Below are 24,015 nucleotides of genomic sequence, written 5' to 3' on the forward strand. Positions count from 1 at the left end.
GGTTCTTTGCGGGATCATGGGTCGCATGAGCGACGACCACACACAGGTCCAGGACTTCTTCACGGCTCGCGCGGCCGACTGGGACGCCCGATTCCCCGATGACGGGCCCGCCTATCAGGCCGCCGTCGCCGAGCTAGGACTCCGCGCGGGCTCCCGCGTCCTCGACGCGGGCTGCGGCACGGGGCGCGCCCTCCCGGCTCTCAGAGAGGCCGTGGGGCCCTCGGGAGTGGTGCTCGGCGCCGATCTGACGCCCGCCATGCTGGAGGCCGCGAGGCGCGCGGGCAGGGACTTTTATGGGCAGCTCCTGCTCGCCGATGTGGCACGGTTGCCGCTGCCCGCCGAGTCACTGGATGCCGTCTTCGGTGCCGGTCTGATCGCGCATCTGCCGGACCCGGCGAAGAACTTGCGGGAGTTGAGGCGGGTGGTGCGTCCCGGCGGACTGTTGGCCCTCTTCCACCCCATCGGCCGGGCGGCGCTCGCGGCCCGGCAGGGGCGACAGACCACACCGGGTGATCTGCGGGCGGAGGGCAATCTCGGCCCTCTCCTCGCCGGTTCCGGCTGGCGCATGACGTCGTACCTCGACGAGGATGCCCGCTTCCTGGCCCTGGCCGTACGCGAGGGCTGAGCGGGGACGACCTCGGGGATGCCGGTCAGGGGCGGGCCGCGACCGCGGTGGCGAACGCGTCGGCGTTGTCGAACATGACGTTGTGCCCCGCGTCCGGCACGGTCACCACCCGAACTCCGGACGCCGTCAAGGCGTTCTGCCCCGGGAGTTCACCGCTCGACGCGCCCTGCAAGTAGACGCGGTCCACTGTCAGCCCCATCAGCATCCGGCGCATCGTGGGCCGTGTCCCGGCCATGAGTCCGACCGCGCTTCGATGCAGGGCCCGGGGGTCGGTGAGCCGCATGGTGGCCGCCCATGCGGGCCCTACTTTCTCCAGCACGCGCGCGTAACCGCCGCCACTGACGAAGTCCGCCTCCTCGTATGTGGCGATGCCGCTGCTGCCCGCCGTCATAGGTGGGTGCGGGTCGAGGTTGGCCTCTGTGAGGACCAGCCGCGACACCAGATCGGGGCGTCGGTGCGCGAGCACGATGGCGACGGATCCGCCCATGCTGTGCGCGATGATCTCCGCATCAGTGACCTGGGCCCCGGTGAGGACCGCGGCCAGCGCGTCCGCGTGGTTCTCGAGCGTGTAGCCGAAGTCGGCGGGCCGGTCGCTGATGCCGTGCCCGGGGAGATCCACGAACAACGAACGACGGCCGATCAGTTCCGGCCTGGCGGCGATGTGGGCGTGATACACGGTCGAGGCCGAGCCGAGGCCGTGCACGTACACCCTCGCCGGCTCGGCCCCGTCGACCTCTGTCCACCGCACGCGGCTCCCCCGCGTGTCGAACCGTGCCTCACGCATGGCCGTACCCCCGTCCCTGTCGTCGTGCCCAGCGCCCGCCCGTTGCGGTCCACCATCGACGACAATATATCGTGCCCGATGTATAGCGGCTCTGATGTACCACTGAGTGGGACAACGAATGCGGCAGAATGCGACCCATGCTCGAACTGGCCATCCTTGGTTTCCTCTACGACGCCGCCCTGCACGGCTATGAGCTGCGCAAGCGCATCACCGCACTGACCGGGCACGTGCGACCTGTCGCGGAGAGCACGCTGTACCCCGCCATCAAGCGGCTGGAGAAGGCGGGACTACTCGCCCGTGAGACGCAGCCCGGGGCCGTCGCGGCGCCGCGCCATGTCCTCACCCTCACACCGGACGGCAGGCAGGAGCTGCGCAAGCGGCTCGCGGAACCGGCACGGGGGGACATCACGGACGAGAACCGCTGGTTCACGCTTCTCGCGTTCCTGCGCCATCTGGACGACGAGGCGGCCCAGGCAGCGGTGCTGCGCAGGCGGCTGGCCTTTCTGGAGGAGCCCGCGAGCTTCTTCTACGACGGCGAACGGCCACTGCGCGCGGAGGAACTCGACGACCCCTTCCGGCGCGGCATCCTCACGATCGCCCGCGCGACGAGCCAGGCCGAACTCATCTGGCTGCGCGATACCTTGGCGTCACTCGGTGGGAGCGGTCGCTGACCTGTCCTTGTGCGGCACCGGGCAGCCTCGGACGCCGGGCACCGGGAAAGAGCCGAGTTCGGCGACCTCGTACCCGTCGGGGTATCCCTTGATCTCCCAGTTCTGCCGCGCGTAATGCGGCGTGCTCCGCGGCGGCATCAGGCGTACGGCGCGCCCCCGCAGACGCACCGCGCCCCGGACCAGGGAACGGGTGAGCGTACCCGGTTGTTCGTAGCGGAACGCGCGCAGCAAGGGCTCGTCCAGCAGGGCGAGGGTCGCGGAGCGCAGCATGGGCGCCAGGGGGCGCGGATACCAGGACGCCATCAGGGCGAGCGTCGCGTCGGACACCTCGCGCGCGCCCTGGTCCCAGCCGAAGTTGGCCTCTTCGTAGTCGTCGAGGCAGCTCTCGAACTCTTCGTGGGAGCTTGGGATGTCCTTGATGCCCATGTGCTGCCCGAGGGTGCGGTAGTACACGGCAGTGGCGACCGTCTCGTGGCGCGAGAGCCTGCGCCAGCCGTAGGCGTCGATCCACCGCTTGGGCATGACCACGAACGTGCACAGCACGTAGCGCATGTCGTCGTTGCTGATGTTGTAACTGTGGTGCATTTGGTTGATGCGACGGATGGCTGTACGGCCCTCGTCGCTGCCGAATCCGTGCTCCACGACGGTGTCGAGGAGCAGAGCCGTGTCGTCGTACCTCTTCTGCGTACGGCCCGTCAGTTCAGCGGTGTCGGCGAGCAGTCGACCGATGCTGGGCACGGCATAGGTGCGGTAAAGGGCCAGTTCGAGCGCGCGCGTATAGTCCCAGGGGAATTCGAACACCGCGGCGAGCCGGTAGATCTCGAGGAAGTCCCTCTCCGGGTCCAGGCGCCTGATCTGCTCAAGCCGCTCGAAACGCTTCACCGCGTAGTCCCCCTTCTATGACCGAAGCACTAACTCTACGTTGGTGAGCGGTAGATGAGTGATCAGCGGCGGAAGCCATACCGGGGGAGGGATGCCCATATGTTTGACAGGCTCCGCAAGTTCTGGCGCGCCGACAAGCGGGACGCGGACGAGCGCGCACAGGATGTCGGCAAGGACAAGCGCACGCACAACCTCTTCGAAGCGGCCGCCGTCTATGTGGCTGCCTGCGCCGAGGACGATCAGGACGCGATGGACGAAGCCAGGGGGTGGGTCTCTCCGGAGGCTCTCTCTTTCGGTATCAGTGAGCTGGCGTGCCGGGCTGTCATCTCCCTCGCGCGGGAACGCGACGAGTCGCCTCGCGACGTGGCTCGTACGCTCATGGGCCTGCCCGCCGCTTGAGCCGTCGGCGGCCCGTGGAAGCCGAGACTGGGCGGCCCCCTGGTGGTTTTCCTGGTCATCCGCCCCTCGACGATCTCTCAGGCGACTGGTTAGGGTGCGCCGACGGATGAAGCGATGGGAGGCTGACATGGCTGGGACGGACGACGCTGTCGCCCCCGATGACGACGCGCTCTACGTGCTGACGGCGGTTCTCCTGACGCCTGCGAAGTTCCCCAGCGTGCTGGGCGACGACTATCCGGAGGCGTGCGCGGCGCTCGGCCTCGCGCCGCTCGCCGCCGGGTACGGGCTGGTGCTCGGCCAGGACGGGGAAGGCGCGCGCTGGACGGTCGTCGTCGACGACGTGTCACTCGTGGCGGTGGCGATCGCCTCCTGGGACTGCGGCATGGAGTACGACCTCTCCCCCGACGAGCGCACGGTCGTCGCCGCGCTGCCCGGCTGGCCCGTCGCAGTCGCTGTCGCGGCCCCTGACGTGCCTGCTCCGCACGACCCGGAGGCGGGCCCCGAGGACAGCGACCGGCAGCCGCTCACCCCGCCGCAGTCGGACATCTGGGGGTCGGCTCAACGGCGGCTCGGCGCCGATGAGATAGCACTGCAGTGGGCGGCCTGGCGGGATCAGATCGACGACGCCGACTTCGCGGCGGACGGCTCCCAGGACAGCTCTCAGGACGCCTCCCCGGCACAGTCCGAGGAGGCACCGCTGACCGGCGTCCGGCGTGTCCTCGCCGAGGCCCGTGCGTATCTGGAGACTCCCCCGCCCCTGGGCCGCGTACGGTCGGCCTTCGCGTCGGGGGACGTCCGCACTCTGCGTGCCGACGGTCCCGGCTGGTCCATGGTCGCCAGGACCGACGACATCGCGTTCGTGCTCCTGGACGATGAGCCCGGCGAAGTGCTGCCGGTGGGCCGCGGGCCCGAGCTTCCCGCGCTCTTGGAGGCCCTCGACGAGATGGCGGTCCGTCCCTCCTGAGCCCAGTCGACGGCTCGCCGTGGGCTCCGTCCGTGGCCGGTCACCCGGCCGACTCAGCGGCAGGGCGGGCCCTCTCGACTCAGTGGCCGATCTCCTTGCGCGTGACGCGACGCAGCCTGCGCCGCTGGCCCGGATCGAGTGTCAGATAGGCCGCCGCGGGAACTCCCAGCACGATCAGGAGTGCGGCCCACCACGGCAGCCAGATCAGCATGATGATCCCGGCCGCCACACCTCCTGCGGCGATCTTCGCGTTTCTCGACATGTGTGTCGCCTCCTCTGCGGCTGGCGCCGCTCTCTGTCTGGGAGAACGGCGCCGAGCTTGCTGCGGTTCCTGGCCGTGACCCTGAGAGACCCCTGAGTCGGCCCCCTACTGGTCTCCGATCGCCGTTCCGCCGCCTACTCGACTCGCAGAGGCTCACCGACTTCGTACATGTGGCGCAGCACCTGGCGGTAGGAGTCGACGAACCCGGCTTCTGTGTAGGACATGCCCACCGCGGCGCAGTGGTCGCGCACGAGGGGCTGGGCGAGCCGCAGATGAGGGCGGGGCATGCTGGGGAACAGGTGGTGCTCGATCTGGTAGTTGAGCCCGCCGAGGAACCAGTCGGTGAGCGGACCGCCGCGAATGTTGCGTGAGGTGAGGACTTGGCGGCGCAGGTGCCCCCAGCGCTCCCCGTCCGGATCGGGCATCTCCATGCCCTTGTGGTTGGGTGCGAAGGCGAGTCCGAGGTGCAGGCCGAACAGCGCCTGGTGGATGGCAGCGAACGCGATCGCGTGGCTGAGGGGCATGGCGGCAAGCAGCAGCGTCACGTACCCCACGAGGTGGGCGACGAGGAGCGCTCCTTCTACGATCCGCTCACGCGGGGACTGCCGACGCAGGTCCTGGAAGCCGTAGATCTTCATGGCGATGCCCTGGAGGAGCGTCAGCGGGAAGAAGAGCCACGCCTGGTTGCGGGTGAGCCAGCGCCGGAAGCCGACACGGAGCTTTGCCTGCTTGCTGGTCCACACGAGGACGTCCGCGGCGACATCGGGGTCCTTGTCGATGTGGTTGGGGTTGGCGTGGTGCCTGTTGTGCTTGTCATTCCACCAGGCGGAGCTCATTCCGAGCAGGAGATTGCCGTGTATCAGGCCGATGGCGCGGCCAGCGGTTCGGTCGCCGGTTATCTGCGAATGTCCCGCGTCATGGCCGAAGAAGGCCGTTCGGGCGCACAGGACGGACAGGACAGGGGCGAGCAGCAGCACCCACCACGAGGATCCGATGGAGAACATCCCGGCGCCCACGGCTACCAGCGCCAGGGCGTTGATCGCGATGCTGCGGATGTACCAGCCGGTGCGGCGGCCCAGGAGGCCCCGCTCCTTGACGGCGCGCAGGAGTGGAGCGAAGTCGCTTCCGGCGGGCTTGCCGACGCTGGCTGGGGGGCGTTCCGCGACTGCTGCTGCGGCCTGGGGCATGGGCGGGTCTCCGGTCTCCGTGACAACGGGCTGACCTGATAAAACGTACGGATCAGTGACCTGGCGCGACCATGGCGCCACCACCCGTGTGCGACCGGGGGTCAGCACCGCCTGACAGGGGGGTTGACTACACCCCTCTGGCGAAGTGATCGGGATCACCGTCGAGACCCATCCGGGAAACCCTTGATGTGATGTACTCTCGGCCGCTCCGGTCTCAGTAGTCAAATTTGAGGAATGCGTCATCGCTGTGCACAGGCTCCCTGTGGTCTCCCCCTCCGAGGTCTCCGAACTGTCGTGCTGTTCCGTGCTCTTCGTGCCCGCCGATCCCGCGCGCGGGGGTCACATCGCCTTCTGGCGCCCCGACGGCACCGAGCCGCCGTCGATCGCCGGTGGCACCTTCGAGGAACTGGCCGTCGCCGTCCCGGGTGACGACGGCGTCGAGCTCCGTTCCGTGCCGACGGTCCTGCTTCCCGTACGCGCCGCGCTGCCGGTCCTCACGCGCGCGCGTGCCGCGTCCGGAGCCCATCCGACGGCTGCCTTCTGGGGCACGGCAGGGGTCCTCGCCCTGCAACTCGCGGCCCGCGGTCTTCTGTTGCCCGGGCTGACGGCCACTGATCACGACTCCTGGCGGGCCGGCCCGCTGGGGGCCGAGGATCTGCAGCGACTGCGCGACCTCGCCGCGGCGATGCCACCGGCCGCCCACGCCCTGCCGCTGGACGCCGACGTGCCGCTGAGACTGCCCGAGCCGGAACGGCTGCTCCGCCAGTTCCTCGACGCCGTGGCCGATACGCTGCCGCGCTCCCCCGCCGCGGCGCCGGCAGCGGGCGGTCCTGTCTTCGCGTCGACGGAGCCGCAGCACGTTCCCGAGCAGCGGGCCTGGGCCGGCGACGTGGCAGCGGGACACGACGCGGGGGTCCGGATCTCGCTGCGTGTGGAGATCCCTGGACTCGTCTCGGTCACCGAGGACGGCACGCGGCTGCCCTTCCGCGCCGTTCTGCAACTGCACAGCGTCAGCGATCCCTCGCTCGTCGCGGACGCGGCCGAGGTATGGGCCGGGGCCGGCACGACAGGGCAGGTCTTCGGGCCGCGGTCGCGCATGGATGCTCTCCTCGCACTGCGTCGCGCCACGCGCGCGTGGCCCTCGCTCGCCCCGCTGCTCTCGGCCACCGTGCCGGACGCGATCGAGCTCGCCGACGAAGAGGTCTCCGAACTCCTCGGTGAGGGTGCCCGGATGCTCGCCGTCGCGGGCGTCGACGTGCACTGGCCGAGGGAGTTGGCGCGCAACCTCACCGCGCGCGCTGTCATCGGTCCACCCGAGGACGGGCAGAACGGTGACGAGAAGGTCCCGGACAAGCTGTCGTCGGACACGCCCTCGTTCCTCTCCGCCGACGCCCTGCTCGCCTTCAACTGGCGCTTCGCGCTGGGCGACCAGCAGTTGACGCGCGACGAGCTCGACCACCTCGCCGAGGCGAACCGCCCCGTGGTGCGCCTGCGCGACCAGTGGGTGCTCATCGACCCCGAAGAGGCGCGCCGCGCCCGGGACCGGCAGGACCGCAAGGTCACACCGATCGACGCCCTCAGCGCCGCTCTCACCGGCACCACCGAGATCGGGGGCCGGCGCGTCGACGTGGAGCCGACGGGGTGGCTCGCCACGTTGCGTGAACGGCTCGCGGATCCGGAAGGAATGGACCCGGTCGGCCAGCCGGAGGCGCTCGCCGCGGAGCTGCGCGACTATCAGCTGCGCGGCCTGAACTGGCTGGCACGGATGACGTCGCTCGGTCTCGGCGGCTGCCTCGCCGACGACATGGGTCTCGGCAAGACGATCACACTGATCTCGCTGCATCTGCACCGTCAGACCCAGGCGGACACGGCGGGCCCCACCCTGGTGGTCTGTCCGACATCGCTGATGGGCAACTGGCAGCGTGAGATCGAGAAGTTCGCGCCCGGCACGCGCGTACGCAGGTTCCACGGGGCCCAGCGCAACGTCGAGGGCCTGGCGGACGGCGAGTTCGTGCTGACGACCTACGGCACGATGCGGCTCGACACGGAGAGGCTGAACCAGACGCCTTGGGGCATGGTCGTCGCCGATGAGGCCCAGCACGTCAAGAATCCGTATTCGGCGACAGCCAAGCAGCTGCGCGCCATCGGGGCACGCGCGCGTGTGGCGCTCACCGGCACTCCCGTGGAGAACAACCTCTCCGAGCTGTGGGCCATTCTCGACTGGACGACTCCGGGGCTGCTCGGCAAGCTCGGCACCTTCCGTACGCGTTACGCCCAGGCCGTGGAGGGCGGCGCGGACCCGGGTGCCGCCGAGCGGCTCGGGCAACTCGTGCGTCCCTTCCTGCTGCGTCGGCGCAAGTCGGATCCGGGAATCGCGCCCGAGCTGCCGCCGAAGACGGAGACCGATCGCGCCGTCTCGCTCAGCGCGGAGCAAGCCGGCCTCTACGAAGCCGTGGTACGGGAGACGCTCGCGGAGATCTCCGGAGCCGACGGTTTCACGCGCCCCGGGCTGATCGTCAAGCTCCTCACCGGCCTCAAGCAGATCTGCAACCATCCCGCGCAGTACCTCAAGGAGGACAAGCCCAGAATCCCCGGCCGCTCCGGAAAGCTGGAGCTGCTCGACGAATTGCTGGACACGATTCTCGCCGAGGGCGCGAGCGTGCTCGTCTTCACGCAGTACGTCCAGATGGCGCGGCTCATCGAGCGGCATCTGGCGGACCGCGGCGTCCCGTCGCAGTTCCTGCACGGCGGCACGCCCGTCGCGGGGCGCGAGGCGATGGTGCAGCGCTTCCAGGACGGCGAGGTTCCCGTCTTCCTGCTGTCCCTGAAGGCGGCGGGAACGGGGTTGAACCTGACTCGTGCCGAGCATGTCGTGCACTACGACCGCTGGTGGAACCCCGCCGTCGAGGCGCAGGCCACCGACCGTGCGTACCGCATCGGGCAGACGCAGCCGGTGCAGGTGCACCGGCTGATCGCGGAGGGCACGATCGAGGACCGCATCGCCGACATGCTGCTGCGCAAGCAGGAGTTGGCGGATGCCGTCCTTGGTTCGGGCGAGGCCGGTCTGACGGAGTTGACCGACGCCGAACTGTCGGACCTGGTGGAGCTGCGAGGGGGCACGCGATGAGCGACATACATGACGAGGCGTACGGACACGGCCGCCCTGAAGGAGCTACGGAAGAGCGCACATTCGAGGCCGTGCCGCCCGCGCATGGGCGGGGCTTCGCGGAGAGCTGGTGGGGCCAGGCGTGGCTGAAAGCGCTTGAGGACACGGCCCTGGACCTCGGCCAGCTCAAGGCGGGACGCCGACTCGCGCGCGCGGGTGCTGTGGGCGCGGTCTCGGTGCGGCCCGGCCGCATCACAGCGGTCGTCCAGGGCCGTGACGGCACGCCGCACCGCTCTGACGTGCTGCTGCAGCAGCTGAACCCTGAGGGGTGGGACCGCTTCCTCGGGATGGCCATCGAGCGGGCCGGGCACATCGCGGCGCTCCTTGACCGTGACATGCCGCCGCACCTGGTGGAGGACTCCGCGGCGGCGGGTGTCGAACTGCTTCCGGGCATCGGCGACCTGGAGCCGGAGTGCGACTGCGAGGCGTGGGACCACTGCGGGCACACGGCGGCGCTCTGCTACCAGGTGGCGCGGCTGCTGGACCAGGACCCCTTCGTGCTCCTGCTGATGCGTGGCCGCGGGGAGCGCGAACTCCTCGACGAGCTGCACATGCGCAGCATCGCGTGCGCCGATGCCCCGCAGGGCGGTGAAGAGACCCAGGACGGCGCTCCAGAGGGCGTGAGCGCCGCGGAGGCGTACGCGGACGGTGCCATCCTGCCTCCCCTGCCGGCCCTGCCCGCGCTGCCCTCCGAGCCGGGTCTGCCGCCGACGCTCGACACGGAGGCTGAGCCCGCGCAGGGCCTCGATGTGGCCGCGGTCGAGTTCCTGGCGGCGCAGGCGGCCGTCGAGGCGTACCGGCTGCTGGCCGACGCGCTCGTCCCCGGGCATGAAGGACATGCCGTCGAGGATGAGCTGACGGTGAGTGAGGACGCCGTACGCCTGGCCGCGGCGGCTCCGGGTCCGGCGGTCGAGGCCCGGCTGGCGACGGCGTCCGAGCGCGGCCGTGACGGTCTCGCGCTCGCCGTGCGGGCCTGGCGGTACGGGGGTCGAGCCGCGCTCCGCGTACTCGACGAGGAGTGGACGCCCAAGGAGGATGTGCTGGCACGCGCGCGTGCCGCGCTGGAAGCGGCCTGGGACGAGGGCGAGCGCCCGCAGCTGCGGGCGGCCCGCAATCGGTGGACCGTGATCGGTGCGGACGTTCAGCTGCGCCACGGGCGTGACGGTCGATGGTGGCCCTACCGCAAGGAGCGTGGCCGCTGGACCCCTGCAGGGCCGGCGGCGCACGATCCGGCGACGGCTCTGGTGATGGCGAGCGGCAGCGAGTGACGAGGGCGCGTGCGGTCCGGCTCAGGGAGGTCTGACCGCACGCGCTTCCCCGGGCTGACCAGCAGGGCACCGTATGCGTCCTGTTCACCTGACGGCCCCTGCGTGTTCGTGGCGGCGGCGAAGTCTGGCCGCTGTCACCGAACTCGTGCCCCAGGAGGCCCCGATGTCCCCGCACGCTGCCCGTAAGCGCCGTGTCCGCCGCTCCATAGCCATCGGCGTGCCGCTCGCCGTGATCGCCTCCCTCGCGGTGGGCGGCACCGCGACGGGCAACTCTGCGAAAGAGGGCCGCAAGAAGGCGCGTATCACCGGAGCGGCCACTCTCGGGGACGTCCCGTTGGCCATGTTCAGCAACACTCTGCTCCCGGGGACGGTGGGAGACGATCGCGGTGTGGATCTCGGTGGCATCGGCAGCGACCTGTATCCGACCGGCCGCAAGGGCGAATTCTGGACGGTGACCGACCGGGGGCCCAACGGCCAGATCAAGGTGGACGGCAAGAAGCGCCGCACCTTTGCGGTTCCCGGCTTCGACCCGGCCATCGTGAAGACCAAGGTTTCCCGGGGCAAGGTGAAGGTCGTCTCCGCGCTGCCGCTCACCACCTCCTCCGGGAAGCCCGTCACGGGACTGCCCAACCAGGAGGGGCGCGACGAGGTGCCGTACTCCTATGACGCGAAGAAGCCGCTGTCGTACGACGCGAACGGGCTGGACACCGAGGGCATCGTGCGAGCCGCCGACGGAAGCTTCTGGCTGGTCGACGAGTACGGGCCTTCGCTCATCCACGTCTCCGCGCGCGGGAAAGTGCTCAAGCGCTACGTTCCCCAGGGGCTGAAGCTGCGCGGCGCCGACTACCCGGTGGTCGAGGCGCTGCCCGGCATCCTGCTGCACCGCAAGGCGAACCGCGGCTTCGAAGGGCTCGCCCAACTTCCCGGCGGGGACCTGGTGATGGCCGTGCAGAGTCCGCTGTCCCTGCCGGACGAGGAGGCGGGCAAAGGCTCGCGCACGGCGCGGCTGCTGCGCTTCTCACCGAAGAAGCAGATGGTCACCGCCGAGTACGCCTACCGGTTCGACGCGGTGGATGTCGTCGACCCCTCAGAGGACGAAACCTCCGAGTTGAAGATTTCCTCCGTGGTGGCCGTCGGCCGTGACCGACTGCTCGTACAGGAGCGCACCGACAAGGCCGCACGCCTTCAGACCGTCACCCTGAACCGTCGGGCCGACATCCTCGGCGGCAAGTGGGACAAGGCCACCACTCGGCCCTCTTTGGAGCAGCTCAAAGATCCCGCCGCCTCTGGGGTGCCCGTCCTCGCCAAGCATCTGGTGGTCGACTTGGGCGCCGTCGAAGGAGTGCCCGACAAGGTCGAAGGCGTCGCCAGGGTGGACGGACGCACCCTGGCTCTCATCAACGACAACGACTTCGGGATGACGGACGGGGCAGAGGCGTTCGACAAGAACGGACGGTTGGTGGACAGCGGCGTGGAGACCTCGGTGACGTACGTGCGGCTGCCGCGGAAGTACTGACCAGGAGCGCCGCGCAAACCCTCAGCCGCGCGCGCCCAGCAGATGATCCATGGCCAGCTGGTTGAGGCACTCGAAGGCCATCCCGCGCGCGGCGGCCGCCTCCACGTCGAAGGCCTCGTAGGCATCTCGGTCAGCGAGCAGCCCGGAGAGCCCGTCATCGGCCGTGGGAAGCGCCAGTTCGTCCAGGCGTGAGGCGCTGAGGGCCTCACGCACCGCAGGTCACCCGCGCCCAACCGCAGGTCCTGGTCGTACTTGATGCGTGTCTGGCCGTTGAGGTCGATGTGGAATAGTTTGTCCGCCCATAGCGCTTGGGCGATGGAGTGCGGGAAGTTCAGTCCGGCCATCTGTTCATGACCCACTTCGGGGTTGACGCCGAACAGTTCGGGCCGCTCCAGGCGCTCGATGAAGGCCAGGGCGTGACCGACGGTGGGCAGCAGGACGTCACCGCGCGGCTCGTTCGGCTTCGGCTCGATCGCGAACCGCAAGTCGTAGCCCTGAGAGGTCACGTACTCGGCGAGCAGGTCGAAGGCCTCCTTCACGGCTGGCACAAGCCGTGAAGCGGCGAAGAGGTTCGTGGTGGCCATCGGCACGACCAGGCCCGTCGCGTCCAGTGCCTGCCGGAACCGCTTGATGTGGCCCTCACGTTCCGTGTCGGACGACCCGAACGGGATCAGGTCGTCATCGTGGAAGGTCACTCCGTAGGCGCCCAGATCGGCAAGATGGAGCACCGAATCGACCGGATCGAGTGCGCCTCGGGTGGCGTCGCCGAACGGGTCACGACCCCGCCATTCGACGGTCCACAGACCGAAGCTGAACTTGTCCTCGGCAGTGGGCCGATAGCTCATCCACGACTCCTCGACGGTTTCGTCATGATGCTTAACAAATTAGTATCCGACGGCTCCGCTGGGAAGATCGGCGGAGACTCCGGGACGCACCCGGGCGAGCCGCAGGAACGGAGACCGCTATGTCATCAGCACCGTCAGCCCAGGGGCCCCTCGTCGTCGGCGTGGACAGCTCCACGCAGTCCACCAAGGCCCTGGTCGTCGACGCGGCCACCGGCCAGGTCGTGGCGAGTGGTCAGGCACCGCACCGGGTCAGCTCCGGCGAGGGACACGAGAGCGACCCTCAGGAGTGGTGGGAAGCACTGTGCGCTGCCCTGCGGCAGTGCGGTCCCGCCGCGCGAGAGGCCTCGGCGGTGTCGGTCGGCGGCCAACAGCACGGGCTGGTCGTGCTCGACAGGGAGGGCAAAGCCGTGCGGCCCGCACTCCTGTGGAACGACGTGCGCTCCGCAGCGCAGGCCCGGGATCTTCTGGAGCGGCTCGGCGGCCCCCAGGAGTGGGCCGATCGGGTCGGCAGTGTGCCGGGGCCCTCCTTCACCGTGACGAAGTGGGCCTGGCTCACCGAGCACGAGCCGGCAGCCGCCCGCGCCACGGCCGCCGTGCGCCTGCCCCACGACTACCTCACGGAGCGCCTCACAGGGCTCGCCACGACCGACCGTGGCGACGCCTCCGGAACGGGGTGGTGGGCGTCGTCTTCGGAGGCGTACGACGAGGAAATCCTCGGCATGGTGGGTCTTGATCCGGCGTTGCTTCCCCGCGTGGCCCGTCCCGGCGAGGTCGTCGGCACCGTGCGCGGCGGCGGTGAACTGCCCTTCTCCAAGGGCACGCTGGTCGCTCCGGGCACCGGTGACAACGCCGCGGCCGCCATGGGGCTCGGCCTGCGCCCTGGCACCCCGGTGCTGAGCCTCGGCACCTCGGGCACGGTGTACGCGGTCTCGGAGCACCGCCCCGCGGACCCGACCGGCACGGTGGCGGGCTTCGCCGACGCGCGCGGTGCCTGGCTGCCTCTGGCCTGCACACTCAACTGCACGCTGGCCGTCGACCGAGTGGCCGCGCTGCTGAACCTGGACCGTGAGGCGGTGGCGCCGGGCGGTACGGTCACACTCCTGCCCTATCTGGACGGCGAGCGCACGCCGGACCTCCCCCTCGCGTCCGGGATGTTGCACGGCCTGCGGCACGACACGACACCCGGACAGTTGCTGCAGGCGGCATACGACGGGGCCGTGCACTCACTGCTCGGCGCTCTCGACCTCGTCCTGGACACGGACGCCGACAGGTCGTCCCCTCTGCTGCTCATCGGAGGCGGAGCGCGCGGTGCCGCTTGGCAGCAGACCGTACGTCGCCTCTCCGGCCGCCCCGTGCAAGTACCCGAGGCCCAAGAACTGGTCGCGCTCGGTTCCGCGGCGCAGGCAGCGGGCCTCCTCACAGGTGAGGACCCGAGCGCGATCGCTCGGCGTTGGGGCACCGCTCAGGGGCCGGTGCTCGACCCGGTGGAGCGGGATGAAGCGACGCTGTCGCGGATCTCGCGGGTGCTCACCGATGCGGCGCCGCTCCTGGTCAGGGGTTCCCATGAGGGGTGAGGGCTGACCAAGGCGTGGATCAGGAGGCGGTGGGCTCAGCGGCCTTCCTGTCCCCCGTTCGGGTGGCCGAGATATCCACAATCACGAGGCTGTGCACAGATGCGAGCCACGCCCTTCCGCCCCAACCGGCGAGCGCCGTAACGTGATTCACGCGAGGCGCCACCGATCTGGTGACGGTGGTGTCCCCGCGGATCGGGGGATTCACGTGTCGGGGGAGAACAACCCAGGGCTGCGCCGTGGGGCCATCGGGCTCCGCGAGGTCCTGTTCCAGAGCATCACGGCTATGGCGCCGGCCGCTGCGGTGGCCGCTTCTATTCCCGCGGGCACCGCCTTCGCGGGCGGCAGTCTGCCGCTGTCGGTCTTGGTCGCGCTGGTGGCCTGCCTCTTCACCGCGTCGTGCGTGGCTGCCGGTCATCGACTTCGTGTCCGAGTTCACCACGCCCGTGTCGTACGCGGGCCCGATCGTCGGTGTGTGGATGGTGGCAGGAGTCCTCATCCTTGCCATGCTGTTGCGGCGGCACCCGGAGCGCATAGCCGAAACCGGCCGCGTTCATCTATACGACGATCCCGAACCGAGCCCGGCCAAGTCGACCAGGCCGACCGGGGCGCACCGAGCACCCCGGGAGACCGGAGCAGCGTGCGCAACAAGAGAAACAAGAGCAACCGGAACGGCCCGCCCGGCCAGAGTGGAGCAGTGCAGCAATGAGCGACCCCCGGGTCCTGACCGTGCGGCCCGAGCCGGGCGAGTACGCCTGGACGTTCGGCGGTGCCCCGCCCGTGGCGCGCATCGCGCCGGGCACGGTTCTCGACCTGTTCACAGAGGACTGCTTCGCCGGGAACGTGCGCTCGGAGAAAGACCTCGTCTCCGAAGTCTGCGAGTTTCCGTTCCTGAATCCCCAGACAGGGCCCTTCTATGTGGAGGGCGCGGAGCCCGGCGACACAGTGGCCGTGCACTTCGTGTCTATCGAGCCGGCCCGCGACTGGGCGGCCTCCACGACAGTCCCCCTCTTCGGCGCCCTCACGTCCACTCACTCGACCGCCTCGCTCCAGGCCCCGCTGCCCGAGGCCGTGTGGATCTGGCAACTCGACCGGACTCGGCGCACCGCGCAGTTCAGCGCGCGGGACAGTGACTTCCAGATCGAGCTGCCCATGGATCCCATGCACGGCACGGTCGGTGTCGCCCCCGCCAACCTGGAGGTGCGCTCGGCGCTCGTGCCCGACGCCCACGGCGGCAACATGGACACACCCGAGATGCGGGCGGGAATCACCTGCTACCTGGGGGTGAACGTGGAGGGGGCTCTGTTGAGCCTGGGCGATGGGCATGCGCGGCAGGGCGAGGGCGAGACGTGCGGGGTCGCCGTCGAGTGCGCCATGAACACCGTGGTGATCGTCGAACTGCTCAAGGGAGTGGCCACCCCCTGGCCCCGCCTGGAGTCCGACACGCACATCATCTCCACCGGGTCGGCGCGCCCTCTGGAGGACGCGTTCCGCATATCCCAGCTCGACCTCGTGCAGTGGCTGGTGCGTGATTACGGCTTCAGCGAGTTGGACGCCTACCAGTTCGCGACGCAGACCGTCGAGTCGCCGCTCGCCAATGTCTGCGACACCAACTACACGTGCGTGGCCAAGCTCCGCAAGGAGTGGCTGCCCGCGCTCGAGACGTACCGCGGTCTGCACGCGCGGCTGCGTGAGACCGCGTCCGCGCTTCCCCACTGAACGGCTGATCGACTGAACGACCCGCCGTCCCGCCGTCCCGCCGTCCCGCCGTCCCGCCGTCCCGCCTAGAAGTCGAAGCAGTCCCAGTCCTCCCCAAGTGCAGTGCACCAGTTCAGCCGTTCCCCTCACCGAGAGGCAGGACAGTCATGGATCGAACGAGATGCTTTCCGAGCCGGCGCCGACTGCTGCAGGGCGCGGCCGCCGCCGTGCCCGCGGCGCTCCTGACCACCACCCGCGCGACCGCCGAGGCCCGCGCGGTCGACTACCCCCTGGCCGAGTGGGTGCCGGCCAGCACGTCCAACTACACGGCCGCCAACCGCCCCACCACCTATCCCATCGACTACGTGGTCATCCACGTCACACAGGAGACGTACGCGGACACACTCGCCATCTTCCAGAACCCGGCGAAGAAGGTCTCGGCCCACTACGTGGTGCGTTCCAAGGACGGTCACATCGCGCAGTGCGTCCGCGACCGCAACGTCGGCTGGCACGCGGGCAATTGGACCTACAACACGCGCAGTATCGGCATCGAGCACGAGGGGTGGGTCGACAAGCCGCAGTACTTCACCAACGCGATGTACGAGCAGTCCGCCGCGCTGACCGCCGCCATCTGCTCGAAGTACGGCATCCCCAAGGACCGTGAACACATCATCGGTCACCATCAAGTCCCCGGTTCGGACCATACGGACCCCGGCCCGTACTGGGACTGGACACGCTATGTACGCCTCGTCAACTTCGCCTGACGACGGACTCGGCACACCGTGCCTCAGGGCGAAGAGTCCCGTCCATTGCGGCACCTTGTCGGCCTCCGTTCCTGGGGCGACGATGGCACCACCGCATCGCCGTCCCGGGAGGCCGAGTTGACCGATCCATGGGTGGCCCTGGAGCCGGGCGCCGATCCCGCCGAGCGGGTGCGGGTGCTGCGCCGAGCGCATGAGAGGTTCACCGCGGCCGGGACGGTTGTGCGTCCGGTGCGCTCGGTGGTGGCCGACTCCTGGCGCCGGTCTGCCAGGGCGCGCGTCAGTCCGGAGGGTATCGGCGCGGCGGTGGAGTTGACCGACGGCGACCTGGGCGCGTATCGGGCGGAACATCCGCTGGCGAGGGTGATGCCGTTGTTCCGTGAGCTGATGGGCACCTTCGCGATGGACGGGGAGCATCTGCTCGCCGTGTGTGACGCGCAGGGCAGGTTGTTGTGGGTCGAGGGCCATGCGGTGACGCGGCGGCAGGCGGGGCGGATGAACTTCGTGCCGGGTGCGCGGTGGGCGGAGTCCGCCATGGGGACGAACGCCCCGGGGACGGCGGTCGCCGTGGACCGGCCGGTGCAGGTCTTCGCCGCCGAGCACTTCATGCGGCGCGTACAGCCGTGGACGTGCGCGGCGGCTCCGGTGCATGATCCGCGTACCGGGAGGCTGATCGGGGCGGTCGACATCACCGGCGGAGACGGTCTCGCGCACCCGCACAGCCTCGCCTTCGTGCAGGCGGTCGCGAAGGCCGCTGAGTCCCAACTGGCGCTGCTCGCCCCGCCGGCCGGGGCCGGGGATTCCGTCGAGCTCTCGGTGCTCGGCCGGGATGAGGCGCTGCTCCTGGCGGGTGGGCGAAAGGTGCGGCTCAGCCGCAGGCACAGCGAGATCGTGGTGCTGCTGGCCCGCCATCCGGAGGGCTTGAGCGGGGACGAACTGCTGTATGCGCTGTACGAGGACGAGTCGGTGCCGCAGGTGACGTTGCGGGCGGAGATGGCCCGGCTGCGGCGTGTGCTCGGGGCGGAGCTGTTGCGGTCGCGTCCGTACCGCCTGGCGGTGCCTGTCGAATGTGATGTCGACACGGTCGAGCGTCGACTGGGAGCGGGTGCGGTGGCGGCGGCCGCCGCAGCGTACGCCGGGCCGCTGCTACCGCAGTCGCAGGCGCCCGCGCTGGTCCGGCTGCGCCGCAGGCTCACCGATCAGTTGCGGGCGGCGCTGATCGACCGCAACGACCCGGATCTGTTGGCGGACTGGGTGCACGCTCCGTGGGGCGTGGAAGACCTGGCGGTGTGGCGGGCGCTGGCCGCGCTGCGTCCCACGCCGTCCGTCCTGGCCAACCTCCGCGAACTCGACGCTGAGCTGGCCTTGGTCGGACGGGGCCTGGAGCAGACGTAACTGTCGGGGCCGGAACAGGCGTACTTCGGGGGCCGGAGCAGACGTACTGAAGGAGAAAGGACGCAACGTGGATGCAACGTCCGGGGTTCTAGCCTCCGGGCGAGAGCTGCCCAACGGCGGGCAGCCTTCCCCGGGAGGCCAGCCAAGATGACCCGTTACGCAGCGCCCGGCACCGAGGGCGCGATCGTCTCCTACCAGTCGCGCTACGACCACTTCATCGGCGGCGAGTACGTGGCGCCCGCCCGTGGCGAGTACTTCGAAAACCCCAGTCCGGTCAACGGGAAGCCCTTCACCGAGATCGCCCGGGGCACCGCCGAGGATGTCGAGCGTGCGCTGGACGCGGCGCACGCGGCAGCGCCCGCTTGGGGTCGCGCCTCCGTCACCGAGCGCGCGGACGTGCTGCGGAGGATCGCCGACCGGATGGAGGCCAATCTCGAAGAGCTCGCGGTCGCCGAGAGCTGGGAGAACGGCAAGCCGATCCGCGAGACGCTGGCGGCCGACATCCCGCTCGCCATCGACCACTTCCGTTACTTCGCGGGAGTCATCCGCGCGCAGGAGGGGTCGCTGAGCGAAGTCGACGAGGACACCATCGCGTACCACTTCCATGAGCCGCTCGGCGTCGTCGCGCAGATCATTCCGTGGAACTTCCCGATCCTCATGGCGACATGGAAGCTGGCGCCGGCGCTCGCCGCCGGGAACGCGGTCGTCCTCAAGCCCGCCGAGCAGACGCCGGCCTCCATCCACTACTGGATGAGCCTGGTCGCCGATCTGCTGCCGCCGGGCGTCATCAACATCGTCAACGGCTTCGGGGTCGAGGCGGGTAAGCCGTTGGCCTCCAGCCCGCGCGTCTCGAAGGTCGCCTTCACCGGGGAGACCACCACGGGGCGGCTGATCATGCAGTACGCCTCCGAGAACATCAAGCCGGTGACGCTGGAGCTGGGCGGCAAGTCGCCGAACATCTTCTTCGACGACGTATGGGCCGCCAACGACGACTTCCGGGACAAGGCGCTGGAGGGCTTCACGATGTTCGCCCTCAACCAGGGCGAGGTCTGCACCTGTCCGTCGAGGGCGCTGGTGCAGCGCGGGCACTACAGCGAGTTCCTCGAAGCGGCGATCGCCCGCACCGAGCAGATCAAGGCCGGGCATCCGCTCGACACCGACACCATGATTGGCGCGCAGGCCTCCAACGATCAGCTGGAGAAGATCCTCTCCTACCTGGACATCGGCCAGCAGGAAGGCGCCAAGGTCCTGACGGGCGGGCAGCGGATCGAGTACGAAGGCGAGTTGGCGGGCGGCTACTACGTCCAGCCGACGATCTTCGAGGGCGACAACCGGATGCGGATCTTCCAGGAGGAGATCTTCGGCCCAGTCGTCTCGGTCGCGTCGTTCAACGACTTCGACGACGCCATCAAGATCGCGAACGACACGCTCTACGGGCTGGGCGCCGGGGTGTGGACGCGGGACATCAACACCGCGTACCGGGCGGGCCGGGCGATCCAGGCGGGCCGCGTCTGGACGAACTGCTACCACGCCTATCCGGCGCATGCGGCGTTCGGCGGCTATAAGCAGTCGGGTATCGGCCGCGAGACGCACAAGATGATGCTGGAGCACTACCAGCAGACGAAGAACCTTCTGGTGTCGTACTCGGCGAAGAAGCTCGGCTTCTTCTAGAGGCATGAACAAAGGCGCCTGACCTGGGCCTTTCGTCCGTCAGGCGCCTTTTCGCTCAGCCCGCTCGGAGCAGGGCCCGGTCTACGTCGTAACTCCCAGTTCCTCCCACTGCTATTCCGATCCTGACCAGCTCCTCCGGACCAGTCACGACCAAAACTCCGACTCACCCCTCGGGTACCGCGAACTTGGCGTAGTGCCGGAAGAGGACCTCGATGCTCTGGCCCGCGCGGCGAGCGCATTCGGCCGGGTCCACACCGGAGTACAACCAGAACGAGATCTCGGTGTGCCGGAGATCGTAGGGCCGCTTGGCCAGCCCGGAGGCGAGTTCCGCGCGGGTCAGGACGTACTTCCGTGCGCGCAGGATGCGCGCGAACTGTGGCGGGATAGGCACCGGCCGGGTTGCGGTAGCCGCACGGCGCTCGAGCGAGTGCGCCTCGTGCACCGCGCCGTCGTCCGTCCACTCCTTGCCCGCGGTGATGACGCCACCCGACAGGTTGAGCATCCCCCATCCGGTCTCGGGCAGATGGCACTGTTCGAGCCGAAGGTGAATGACCTCTCCCGGCCTCATGGCCGCGTAGTACATACGAGCCTTCCGCCAGTCCTCGGTCGGCTCTTGGGTCCATGCGTTCTTGTTGAACGCCCACGAGTACAAGGCGCGCCGCAGCACCCGCGGCTCCGGATATGTTGCACCAGGGTGCACCAGGGCAGGCGTGATGGTGGCGAATGCGTCGGTCAGGGTACGGCGGGTGTCCGTTCCAGGCACATGTCGACCATGAGGAACTCGCCGACGTCGCGCGGTATCTGCTGGCCCAGCTGCACCCCGCTACCACGCCGATGGCCGCGGCCATCGAGGCCAGCCACCGGCCGCACCACCCCTACGAGGGCGACCACGTGTGCCTGGCCTGGACCCACCGGTGGCTCGCCAACGCGGCTCCGAGGAGAACCGAACCGGTCCTGCGGGCGGGCCATCGGCTCCTGCGCCGGGCGGTCTTCCCCGACCGCTGAGTCCGCGCGGCGCGGCTCCCCGATGTAGCGGGCACGCCGTCGGCCCGGCCCATCCGCCGAAGGGGGCGGACCCCGCTGGTACCACACAGGGAGCCAACATCAACTACTGGCGGCTTTTTGGCTTTTGGGCTTACATCGGCGCTACCCCTGTGCGGGTGCGGTGGGGGCCGAGGGTCAGGCGTCAGGGTTCTCGCCTGCCGCGACCTTCTTGATCCGCTCGACCTGGATCGTGGCGAGCTTCTCAAGTTCAGCGGTGCCGTCGACATCGACGCCCCGCACCTGGACGAGGACGCCACCGACTCGCATCATCGTTTGAGGACCGTCATCATCGGCGAAGGAATCGGACTCGTCCGCTCCCGCGTTCACCTTCAGTTCCTTCACGTCACCTGTGGCCTCGTCACGCTCCGAACGTGCCAGCGCTGTGAACACCACCTTCGCGTTGTCCGGGGCGTCGAACGCGTACATGCTGAACTCCGCGCGGGCGTAGGCCGAGCCATCCCATTTGCGGCTGAATCTGTGCCTGCCCGCGGCCTGCACCCCGGTGCAGGCCGTCCCGGACACCTGCTGACACGTGCTGGCGACCTCAGTGCCTTCGATCAGCAGGGGCCGCTTCCCCATGCGCCACTCCCCAGGAAGGCTGATCGCGCTGGGCAGCGCCTGGCTCACCTGCTGCCCGCTGCTGAGGGCGGGGGCGGACTTCTGTCCGCCCGAGACTGCTCCCCCGATAACACCCTGACCGGAGCTACCGCCGTCGTCATCTCCGTCTCCGCAGGCAGTCAGCACCGCCATCAACGTCACGCCGACAGCGACCCCCCGCAACCATGTGGACACAGCCAGCTCCCTCACATCTGCCTACTCGGACGCGTACAGTCAACCTCACTGGCCCCACCGGGACTTCACCGGGTATCGCTGGCCGCCCCAGGGGAGACCTCGCCGAGCACCGGGGCGGCCCCGGACTCCTGTCCGTGTCCCAGCGTGCCAACTGCGCGGTGTGACACGGGGCTTCGTGCGGCCCCCGGGGGATGAGTGGCATCGTGCGGGGCATTGGCCGCGGCGCTTCCTGGACGAGCAGGATCCCCAGCCGGAGCACCTCCAGTACGCCGACCGCAGCGGCACCCATCCCAGCGTGAACTGGATCGGCATCGCCCATCGCCTGATGAACGAGTTCCCGCTGACGGACGCCCCGCCGGTCCAGGGCTCGCGCGGCGAGATGGCCGTCCTGTGCATTGCGAACCGCACTGACCGGGGCCGCGCCCCTCAGTCTCAAGACGTCGCTGGACGCGCTGGACGAGGCGGAGCTCCGCCTCGTCCAGCGGGCGATCACGGCGGCCGCCACCGGCGAGGGCTGCTGAGCTCCGGACGGCAACCGCGCTGGATACCGGGGCGGCAACGGGCGTAGCTGCGCTTTATCCAAGCGGTAGCCAGGCACCGCGGACGGCGTGCCGGGCGGCTCGGTGGCCGCCCACGGCCGGGTCCACAGCGGTGAACGGGCGCACGCCGAGGTGTCGGCCGGTGCCTGGGCGGAGCTCACCCGACGGGCCCGGGGGGGCTTTCCGGGCGGCTGGCCGGGTGCGCTGGGTACATGACGGGCATGGAAGCCGACGCGCCGACGAAATGCTGCTCCGGGCCGCCGCACACACCTCCAAGGCCCCGGTGTTGCGCACCGAGCAGATCCACGGCTGCCTGCGGGCCCTGGGGCCGCCGGAGCCCCACGGGTGTGCCCTTCGCGCAGCGGGCGATCCCCCCGGCCAACCTGGAGTTCGAGGCCGGCAAGTCGTCGTACCGCGTGTACGAGTGGGTGCGTCCGTGGTCGGACATTGCCAAGTACGGCGAGGCCGGTGACGTCCAGGCCGGGAAGATCGCCCCGTTCTTCGAGTAGCCCGGCGGGGGAACCCAGTACCTCTGCCCGAGCTGACCCCGGTCGGCGGCGGTAAGGACTACTTCATCAACGTTCAGTGGCTCCTGGACAACAAGTTCCTGAAGGTCGTGCCCCAGGCGTAACCCGCCACACCACGCAGAAGGCCCCCCGCTTCCAGTGCGGGGAGCCTTCTCCATGCCCAGGGGGGTTAGTCCAAGGCGACGGCATCAATATCTTCGAACCGGACATCGGCCAGCTCGGCCGCCACCCGAACCTCCGCCCGCAGGCGCTCCCCCCACACCGGGTCGAGCTGGTGCATGAGCTGCAGCTGCCTGGCCCGCCACACCACCCACTCGTCCGTGCCCGCAGGACGCGTATGGCGGTTCTCGGCCTCCCACCCGGTCGCGATCGACCGGGTCTCGTCCACCGCCACCAGGTACAGGAGCTCGCCGAGATCGTCATAGACGGTGTGCTGGAGCTCCATGCCGCGCTCGCGGACGATGAAATGGGCTCTGCCGTCGCGTACCTCGACGAACGGCTTGCCGTCCTGGGTCTGCCTAAAGCCGACCAGATCCACCGGTCGGCCATACAGCACGTCGGAGATACGGCGGGCCCCGGCAGCTATATCCGCCTCCCTAATCGTCATACTGACATTATAGGGGATCGGGCTGCCGACGGGGTCGTCGAACAGTTCGTCGTGTGAAGGCGATCATCGACGACCTGGCGGTCATCGCTCAGGTGCCGATCGAGTGCGGGCTGTTGCGTGAACGCCGCCAGGCGGCCCGCGAACTCTACTGGTGAGCCACCTGCGACATGCCTTACGGACCACGCGATCCCAACCGGAAGGACCCCATGAGCACGACCCGGAACAAGCGCCGCACGATTAGCCGTCGCCGCCGCAGGCACCGTAGTGGCGGCCGGCATCATCGCCGGTGTCTTCTACCAGAAGGGTGACGACACCGGCAGCGGGCAGGCGAAGAAGCCAGCCTGACAGCCATCCGGCAGCTCCGGTCCGACATGGCCGTCATGGCCGTCATGGCCGACAAGCAGGTCAAAACCGTCACCAAGGGCTGCGGCGCCGGCGCAAACAAGACCGCGAGGGCGGTGAGGTACGCCACAACTACACCTGCGACGACGGCCTCAAGCTGTACGTGCACATGAAGGACGGCAAAGTCACGGCTACGGCGCCACCCGCTAGCTCCGTACTTCACGGGTGACTGAATCGGCTGGTTCGGGGGCGGTAGGGGGCTGTTGGAGTCGTGGCCGCGGTGGTGGGGTGCGACGAAGTCTTCCGGTCCCCGCGGCCACGGGCGGTGCGTCCACGCATGGAATATGTGGTCAGCGCCGTGGTGGAGAAGCGTCTGGGCGCTCTGCCTGTCGCTGCCGAGTTTCTGCGCCGGCTGGATCTGGCTGGGACCGTCGACCGGTTGTGCCCTGGGCCGTGGCATCGGCCACCTGACGCACGGCCAGGTCGTTGAGGCGTTGGT

The 24,015-nt window shown here is 69.4% G+C and carries 22 protein-coding genes and 1 pseudogene; 15 read left to right on the plus strand and 8 right to left on the minus strand.

The window, feature by feature from the left end; translation table 11 throughout:
* The first annotated feature begins 25 nt into the window (after nt 1-25).
* On the plus strand, nt 26-625 hold the full coding sequence (locus ACWDZ7_RS22230) for a class I SAM-dependent methyltransferase (protein WP_451799122.1): 600 nt from the start codon (nt 26-28) through the stop codon (nt 623-625).
* Nucleotides 626-650: 25 nt separating this feature from the next.
* Here the strand turns inward: ACWDZ7_RS22230 and ACWDZ7_RS22235 are convergent, their stop codons facing one another.
* Complete coding sequence (locus ACWDZ7_RS22235) at nt 651-1,409, minus strand: alpha/beta fold hydrolase (protein ID WP_451799124.1); 759 nt, start codon at nt 1,407-1,409, stop codon at nt 651-653.
* A gap of 137 nt (nt 1,410-1,546) precedes the next feature.
* On the opposite strand from ACWDZ7_RS22235, the gene ACWDZ7_RS22240 reads away from it, so the two are divergent.
* Nucleotides 1,547-2,080, plus strand: a complete 534-nt coding sequence (locus tag ACWDZ7_RS22240) for a PadR family transcriptional regulator (protein ID WP_451799126.1) — start codon at nt 1,547-1,549, stop codon at nt 2,078-2,080.
* Here ACWDZ7_RS22240 and ACWDZ7_RS22245 read toward each other — a convergent pair.
* Nucleotides 2,057-2,962 carry an oxygenase MpaB family protein gene (locus ACWDZ7_RS22245; RefSeq protein ID WP_451799127.1) on the minus strand — a complete coding sequence of 302 codons (906 nt, stop codon included), beginning with the start codon at nt 2,960-2,962 and terminating at the stop codon, nt 2,057-2,059. The two genes, ACWDZ7_RS22240 and ACWDZ7_RS22245, sit on opposite strands and share 24 nt — an antisense overlap.
* Before the next feature lie 99 nt (nt 2,963-3,061).
* Between ACWDZ7_RS22245 and ACWDZ7_RS22250 the strand changes: the two genes are divergently transcribed.
* Both ACWDZ7_RS22250 and ACWDZ7_RS22255 read left to right on the plus strand, forming a co-directional pair.
* Nucleotides 3,062-3,361: a hypothetical protein gene (locus ACWDZ7_RS22250; RefSeq protein ID WP_451799129.1), complete on the plus strand. Its 300-nt coding sequence runs from the start codon at nt 3,062-3,064 to the stop codon at nt 3,359-3,361.
* 127 nt (nt 3,362-3,488) lie between these two features.
* The gene (locus tag ACWDZ7_RS22255; RefSeq protein WP_451799130.1) at nt 3,489-4,325 is read left to right on the plus strand and encodes a hypothetical protein; all 837 of its coding nucleotides are present in this window, start codon (nt 3,489-3,491) and stop codon (nt 4,323-4,325) included.
* A 79-nt stretch (nt 4,326-4,404) separates the two neighbouring features.
* On the opposite strand, the gene ACWDZ7_RS22260 is transcribed toward ACWDZ7_RS22255, so the two are convergent.
* Both ACWDZ7_RS22260 and ACWDZ7_RS22265 read right to left on the minus strand, forming a co-directional pair.
* The gene (locus ACWDZ7_RS22260) at nt 4,405-4,587 is read right to left on the minus strand and encodes a hypothetical protein (protein ID WP_451799131.1); all 183 of its coding nucleotides are present in this window, start codon (nt 4,585-4,587) and stop codon (nt 4,405-4,407) included.
* A 134-nt stretch (nt 4,588-4,721) separates the two neighbouring features.
* The gene (locus tag ACWDZ7_RS22265) at nt 4,722-5,774 is read right to left on the minus strand and encodes a fatty acid desaturase family protein (RefSeq protein ID WP_451799132.1); all 1,053 of its coding nucleotides are present in this window, start codon (nt 5,772-5,774) and stop codon (nt 4,722-4,724) included.
* A 247-nt stretch (nt 5,775-6,021) separates the two neighbouring features.
* Between ACWDZ7_RS22265 and ACWDZ7_RS22270 the strand changes: the two genes are divergently transcribed.
* From ACWDZ7_RS22270 to ACWDZ7_RS22280, 3 genes are all read left to right on the plus strand, one after another.
* Entirely contained in the window at nt 6,022-8,901 is a 2,880-nt protein-coding gene (locus ACWDZ7_RS22270) for a DEAD/DEAH box helicase (RefSeq protein ID WP_451799133.1), read from the plus strand.
* The gene (locus ACWDZ7_RS22275) at nt 8,898-10,208 is read left to right on the plus strand and encodes an SWIM zinc finger family protein (protein WP_451799135.1); all 1,311 of its coding nucleotides are present in this window, start codon (nt 8,898-8,900) and stop codon (nt 10,206-10,208) included. The genes ACWDZ7_RS22270 and ACWDZ7_RS22275 overlap by 4 nt, the downstream gene beginning before the upstream one ends.
* A 163-nt stretch (nt 10,209-10,371) precedes the next feature.
* The gene (locus ACWDZ7_RS22280) at nt 10,372-11,724 is read left to right on the plus strand and encodes an esterase-like activity of phytase family protein (RefSeq protein ID WP_451799137.1); all 1,353 of its coding nucleotides are present in this window, start codon (nt 10,372-10,374) and stop codon (nt 11,722-11,724) included.
* A 21-nt stretch (nt 11,725-11,745) separates the two neighbouring features.
* Here the strand turns inward: ACWDZ7_RS22280 and ACWDZ7_RS22285 are convergent.
* Nucleotides 11,746-12,569, minus strand: a pseudogene (locus ACWDZ7_RS22285) (TIM barrel protein).
* 119 nt (nt 12,570-12,688) lie between these two features.
* Between ACWDZ7_RS22285 and xylB the strand changes: the two are divergent.
* The 5 genes from xylB (at nt 12,689) to exaC (ending at nt 19,665) form a co-directional block, all read left to right on the plus strand.
* Nucleotides 12,689-14,143: a xylulokinase gene (gene xylB, locus ACWDZ7_RS22290; RefSeq protein ID WP_451799139.1), complete on the plus strand. Its 1,455-nt coding sequence runs from the start codon at nt 12,689-12,691 to the stop codon at nt 14,141-14,143.
* Nucleotides 14,144-14,845: 702 nt separating this feature from the next.
* The gene (locus ACWDZ7_RS22295; RefSeq protein WP_451799140.1) at nt 14,846-15,859 is read left to right on the plus strand and encodes an acetamidase/formamidase family protein; all 1,014 of its coding nucleotides are present in this window, start codon (nt 14,846-14,848) and stop codon (nt 15,857-15,859) included.
* Between the two features lie 146 nt (nt 15,860-16,005).
* Entirely contained in the window at nt 16,006-16,602 is a 597-nt protein-coding gene (locus tag ACWDZ7_RS22300; RefSeq protein WP_451799141.1) for an N-acetylmuramoyl-L-alanine amidase, read from the plus strand.
* Between the two features lie 117 nt (nt 16,603-16,719).
* Complete coding sequence (locus ACWDZ7_RS22305; protein ID WP_451799143.1) at nt 16,720-17,994, plus strand: GAF domain-containing protein; 1,275 nt, start codon at nt 16,720-16,722, stop codon at nt 17,992-17,994.
* Between the two features lie 147 nt (nt 17,995-18,141).
* Nucleotides 18,142-19,665, plus strand: coding sequence for an acetaldehyde dehydrogenase ExaC (exaC, locus tag ACWDZ7_RS22310; RefSeq protein ID WP_451799144.1), 1,524 nt, complete (start codon nt 18,142-18,144; stop codon nt 19,663-19,665).
* A gap of 163 nt (nt 19,666-19,828) precedes the next feature.
* Here the strand turns inward: exaC and ACWDZ7_RS22315 are convergent, their stop codons facing one another.
* Nucleotides 19,829-20,365 carry a hypothetical protein gene (locus ACWDZ7_RS22315; protein ID WP_451799146.1) on the minus strand — a complete coding sequence of 179 codons (537 nt, stop codon included), beginning with the start codon at nt 20,363-20,365 and terminating at the stop codon, nt 19,829-19,831.
* Between the two features lie 23 nt (nt 20,366-20,388).
* On the opposite strand from ACWDZ7_RS22315, the gene ACWDZ7_RS22320 reads away from it, so the two are divergent.
* Complete coding sequence (locus ACWDZ7_RS22320; protein WP_451799147.1) at nt 20,389-20,670, plus strand: hypothetical protein; 282 nt, start codon at nt 20,389-20,391, stop codon at nt 20,668-20,670.
* Between the two features lie 174 nt (nt 20,671-20,844).
* Here ACWDZ7_RS22320 and ACWDZ7_RS22325 read toward each other — a convergent pair whose 3' ends face one another.
* Nucleotides 20,845-21,468, minus strand: coding sequence for a hypothetical protein (locus ACWDZ7_RS22325; RefSeq protein WP_451799148.1), 624 nt, complete (start codon nt 21,466-21,468; stop codon nt 20,845-20,847).
* Nucleotides 21,469-21,896: 428 nt separating this feature from the next.
* Here ACWDZ7_RS22325 and ACWDZ7_RS22330 point away from each other — a divergent pair, with 428 nt between their 5' ends.
* Together ACWDZ7_RS22330 and ACWDZ7_RS22335 are read left to right on the plus strand one after the other, a co-directional pair.
* On the plus strand, nt 21,897-22,022 hold the full coding sequence (locus ACWDZ7_RS22330) for a hypothetical protein (RefSeq protein ID WP_451799150.1): 126 nt from the start codon (nt 21,897-21,899) through the stop codon (nt 22,020-22,022).
* Nucleotides 22,023-22,387: 365 nt separating this feature from the next.
* Nucleotides 22,388-22,549 (plus strand): hypothetical protein, encoded by a 162-nt coding sequence (locus ACWDZ7_RS22335; RefSeq protein WP_451799151.1) that lies wholly within the window; start codon nt 22,388-22,390, stop codon nt 22,547-22,549.
* A gap of 187 nt (nt 22,550-22,736) precedes the next feature.
* Here the strand turns inward: ACWDZ7_RS22335 and ACWDZ7_RS22340 are convergent, their stop codons facing one another.
* Nucleotides 22,737-23,174, minus strand: a complete 438-nt coding sequence (locus tag ACWDZ7_RS22340) for an Imm63 family immunity protein (RefSeq protein ID WP_451799153.1) — start codon at nt 23,172-23,174, stop codon at nt 22,737-22,739.
* Nucleotides 23,175-24,015: the final 841 nt, after the last annotated feature.

The organism is Streptomyces sp. NPDC003032 (assembly GCF_053591415.1).

Excerpts from the sequence above, each read along its gene's own strand:
- ACWDZ7_RS22340 (WP_451799153.1), bottom strand. The coding sequence starts at position 23,174 with ATGACGATTAGGGAGGCGGATATAGCTGCCGGGGCCCGCCGTATCTCC.
- ACWDZ7_RS22275 (WP_451799135.1), top strand. The coding sequence starts at position 8,898 with ATGAGCGACATACATGACGAGGCGTACGGACACGGCCGCCCTGAAGGA.
- ACWDZ7_RS22260 (WP_451799131.1), bottom strand. The coding sequence starts at position 4,587 with ATGTCGAGAAACGCGAAGATCGCCGCAGGAGGTGTGGCGGCCGGGATC.
- ACWDZ7_RS22235 (WP_451799124.1), bottom strand. The coding sequence starts at position 1,409 with ATGCGTGAGGCACGGTTCGACACGCGGGGGAGCCGCGTGCGGTGGACA.
- exaC (WP_451799144.1), top strand. The coding sequence starts at position 18,142 with ATGACCCGTTACGCAGCGCCCGGCACCGAGGGCGCGATCGTCTCCTAC.
- ACWDZ7_RS22295 (WP_451799140.1), top strand. The coding sequence starts at position 14,846 with ATGAGCGACCCCCGGGTCCTGACCGTGCGGCCCGAGCCGGGCGAGTAC.
- ACWDZ7_RS22230 (WP_451799122.1), top strand. The coding sequence starts at position 26 with ATGAGCGACGACCACACACAGGTCCAGGACTTCTTCACGGCTCGCGCG.
- ACWDZ7_RS22280 (WP_451799137.1), top strand. The coding sequence starts at position 10,372 with ATGTCCCCGCACGCTGCCCGTAAGCGCCGTGTCCGCCGCTCCATAGCC.
- ACWDZ7_RS22265 (WP_451799132.1), bottom strand. The coding sequence starts at position 5,774 with ATGCCCCAGGCCGCAGCAGCAGTCGCGGAACGCCCCCCAGCCAGCGTC.
- xylB (WP_451799139.1), top strand. The coding sequence starts at position 12,689 with ATGTCATCAGCACCGTCAGCCCAGGGGCCCCTCGTCGTCGGCGTGGAC.
- ACWDZ7_RS22240 (WP_451799126.1), top strand. The coding sequence starts at position 1,547 with ATGCTCGAACTGGCCATCCTTGGTTTCCTCTACGACGCCGCCCTGCAC.
- ACWDZ7_RS22255 (WP_451799130.1), top strand. The coding sequence starts at position 3,489 with ATGGCTGGGACGGACGACGCTGTCGCCCCCGATGACGACGCGCTCTAC.
- ACWDZ7_RS22320 (WP_451799147.1), top strand. The coding sequence starts at position 20,389 with ATGCGTCGGTCAGGGTACGGCGGGTGTCCGTTCCAGGCACATGTCGAC.
- ACWDZ7_RS22250 (WP_451799129.1), top strand. The coding sequence starts at position 3,062 with ATGTTTGACAGGCTCCGCAAGTTCTGGCGCGCCGACAAGCGGGACGCG.
- ACWDZ7_RS22300 (WP_451799141.1), top strand. The coding sequence starts at position 16,006 with ATGGATCGAACGAGATGCTTTCCGAGCCGGCGCCGACTGCTGCAGGGC.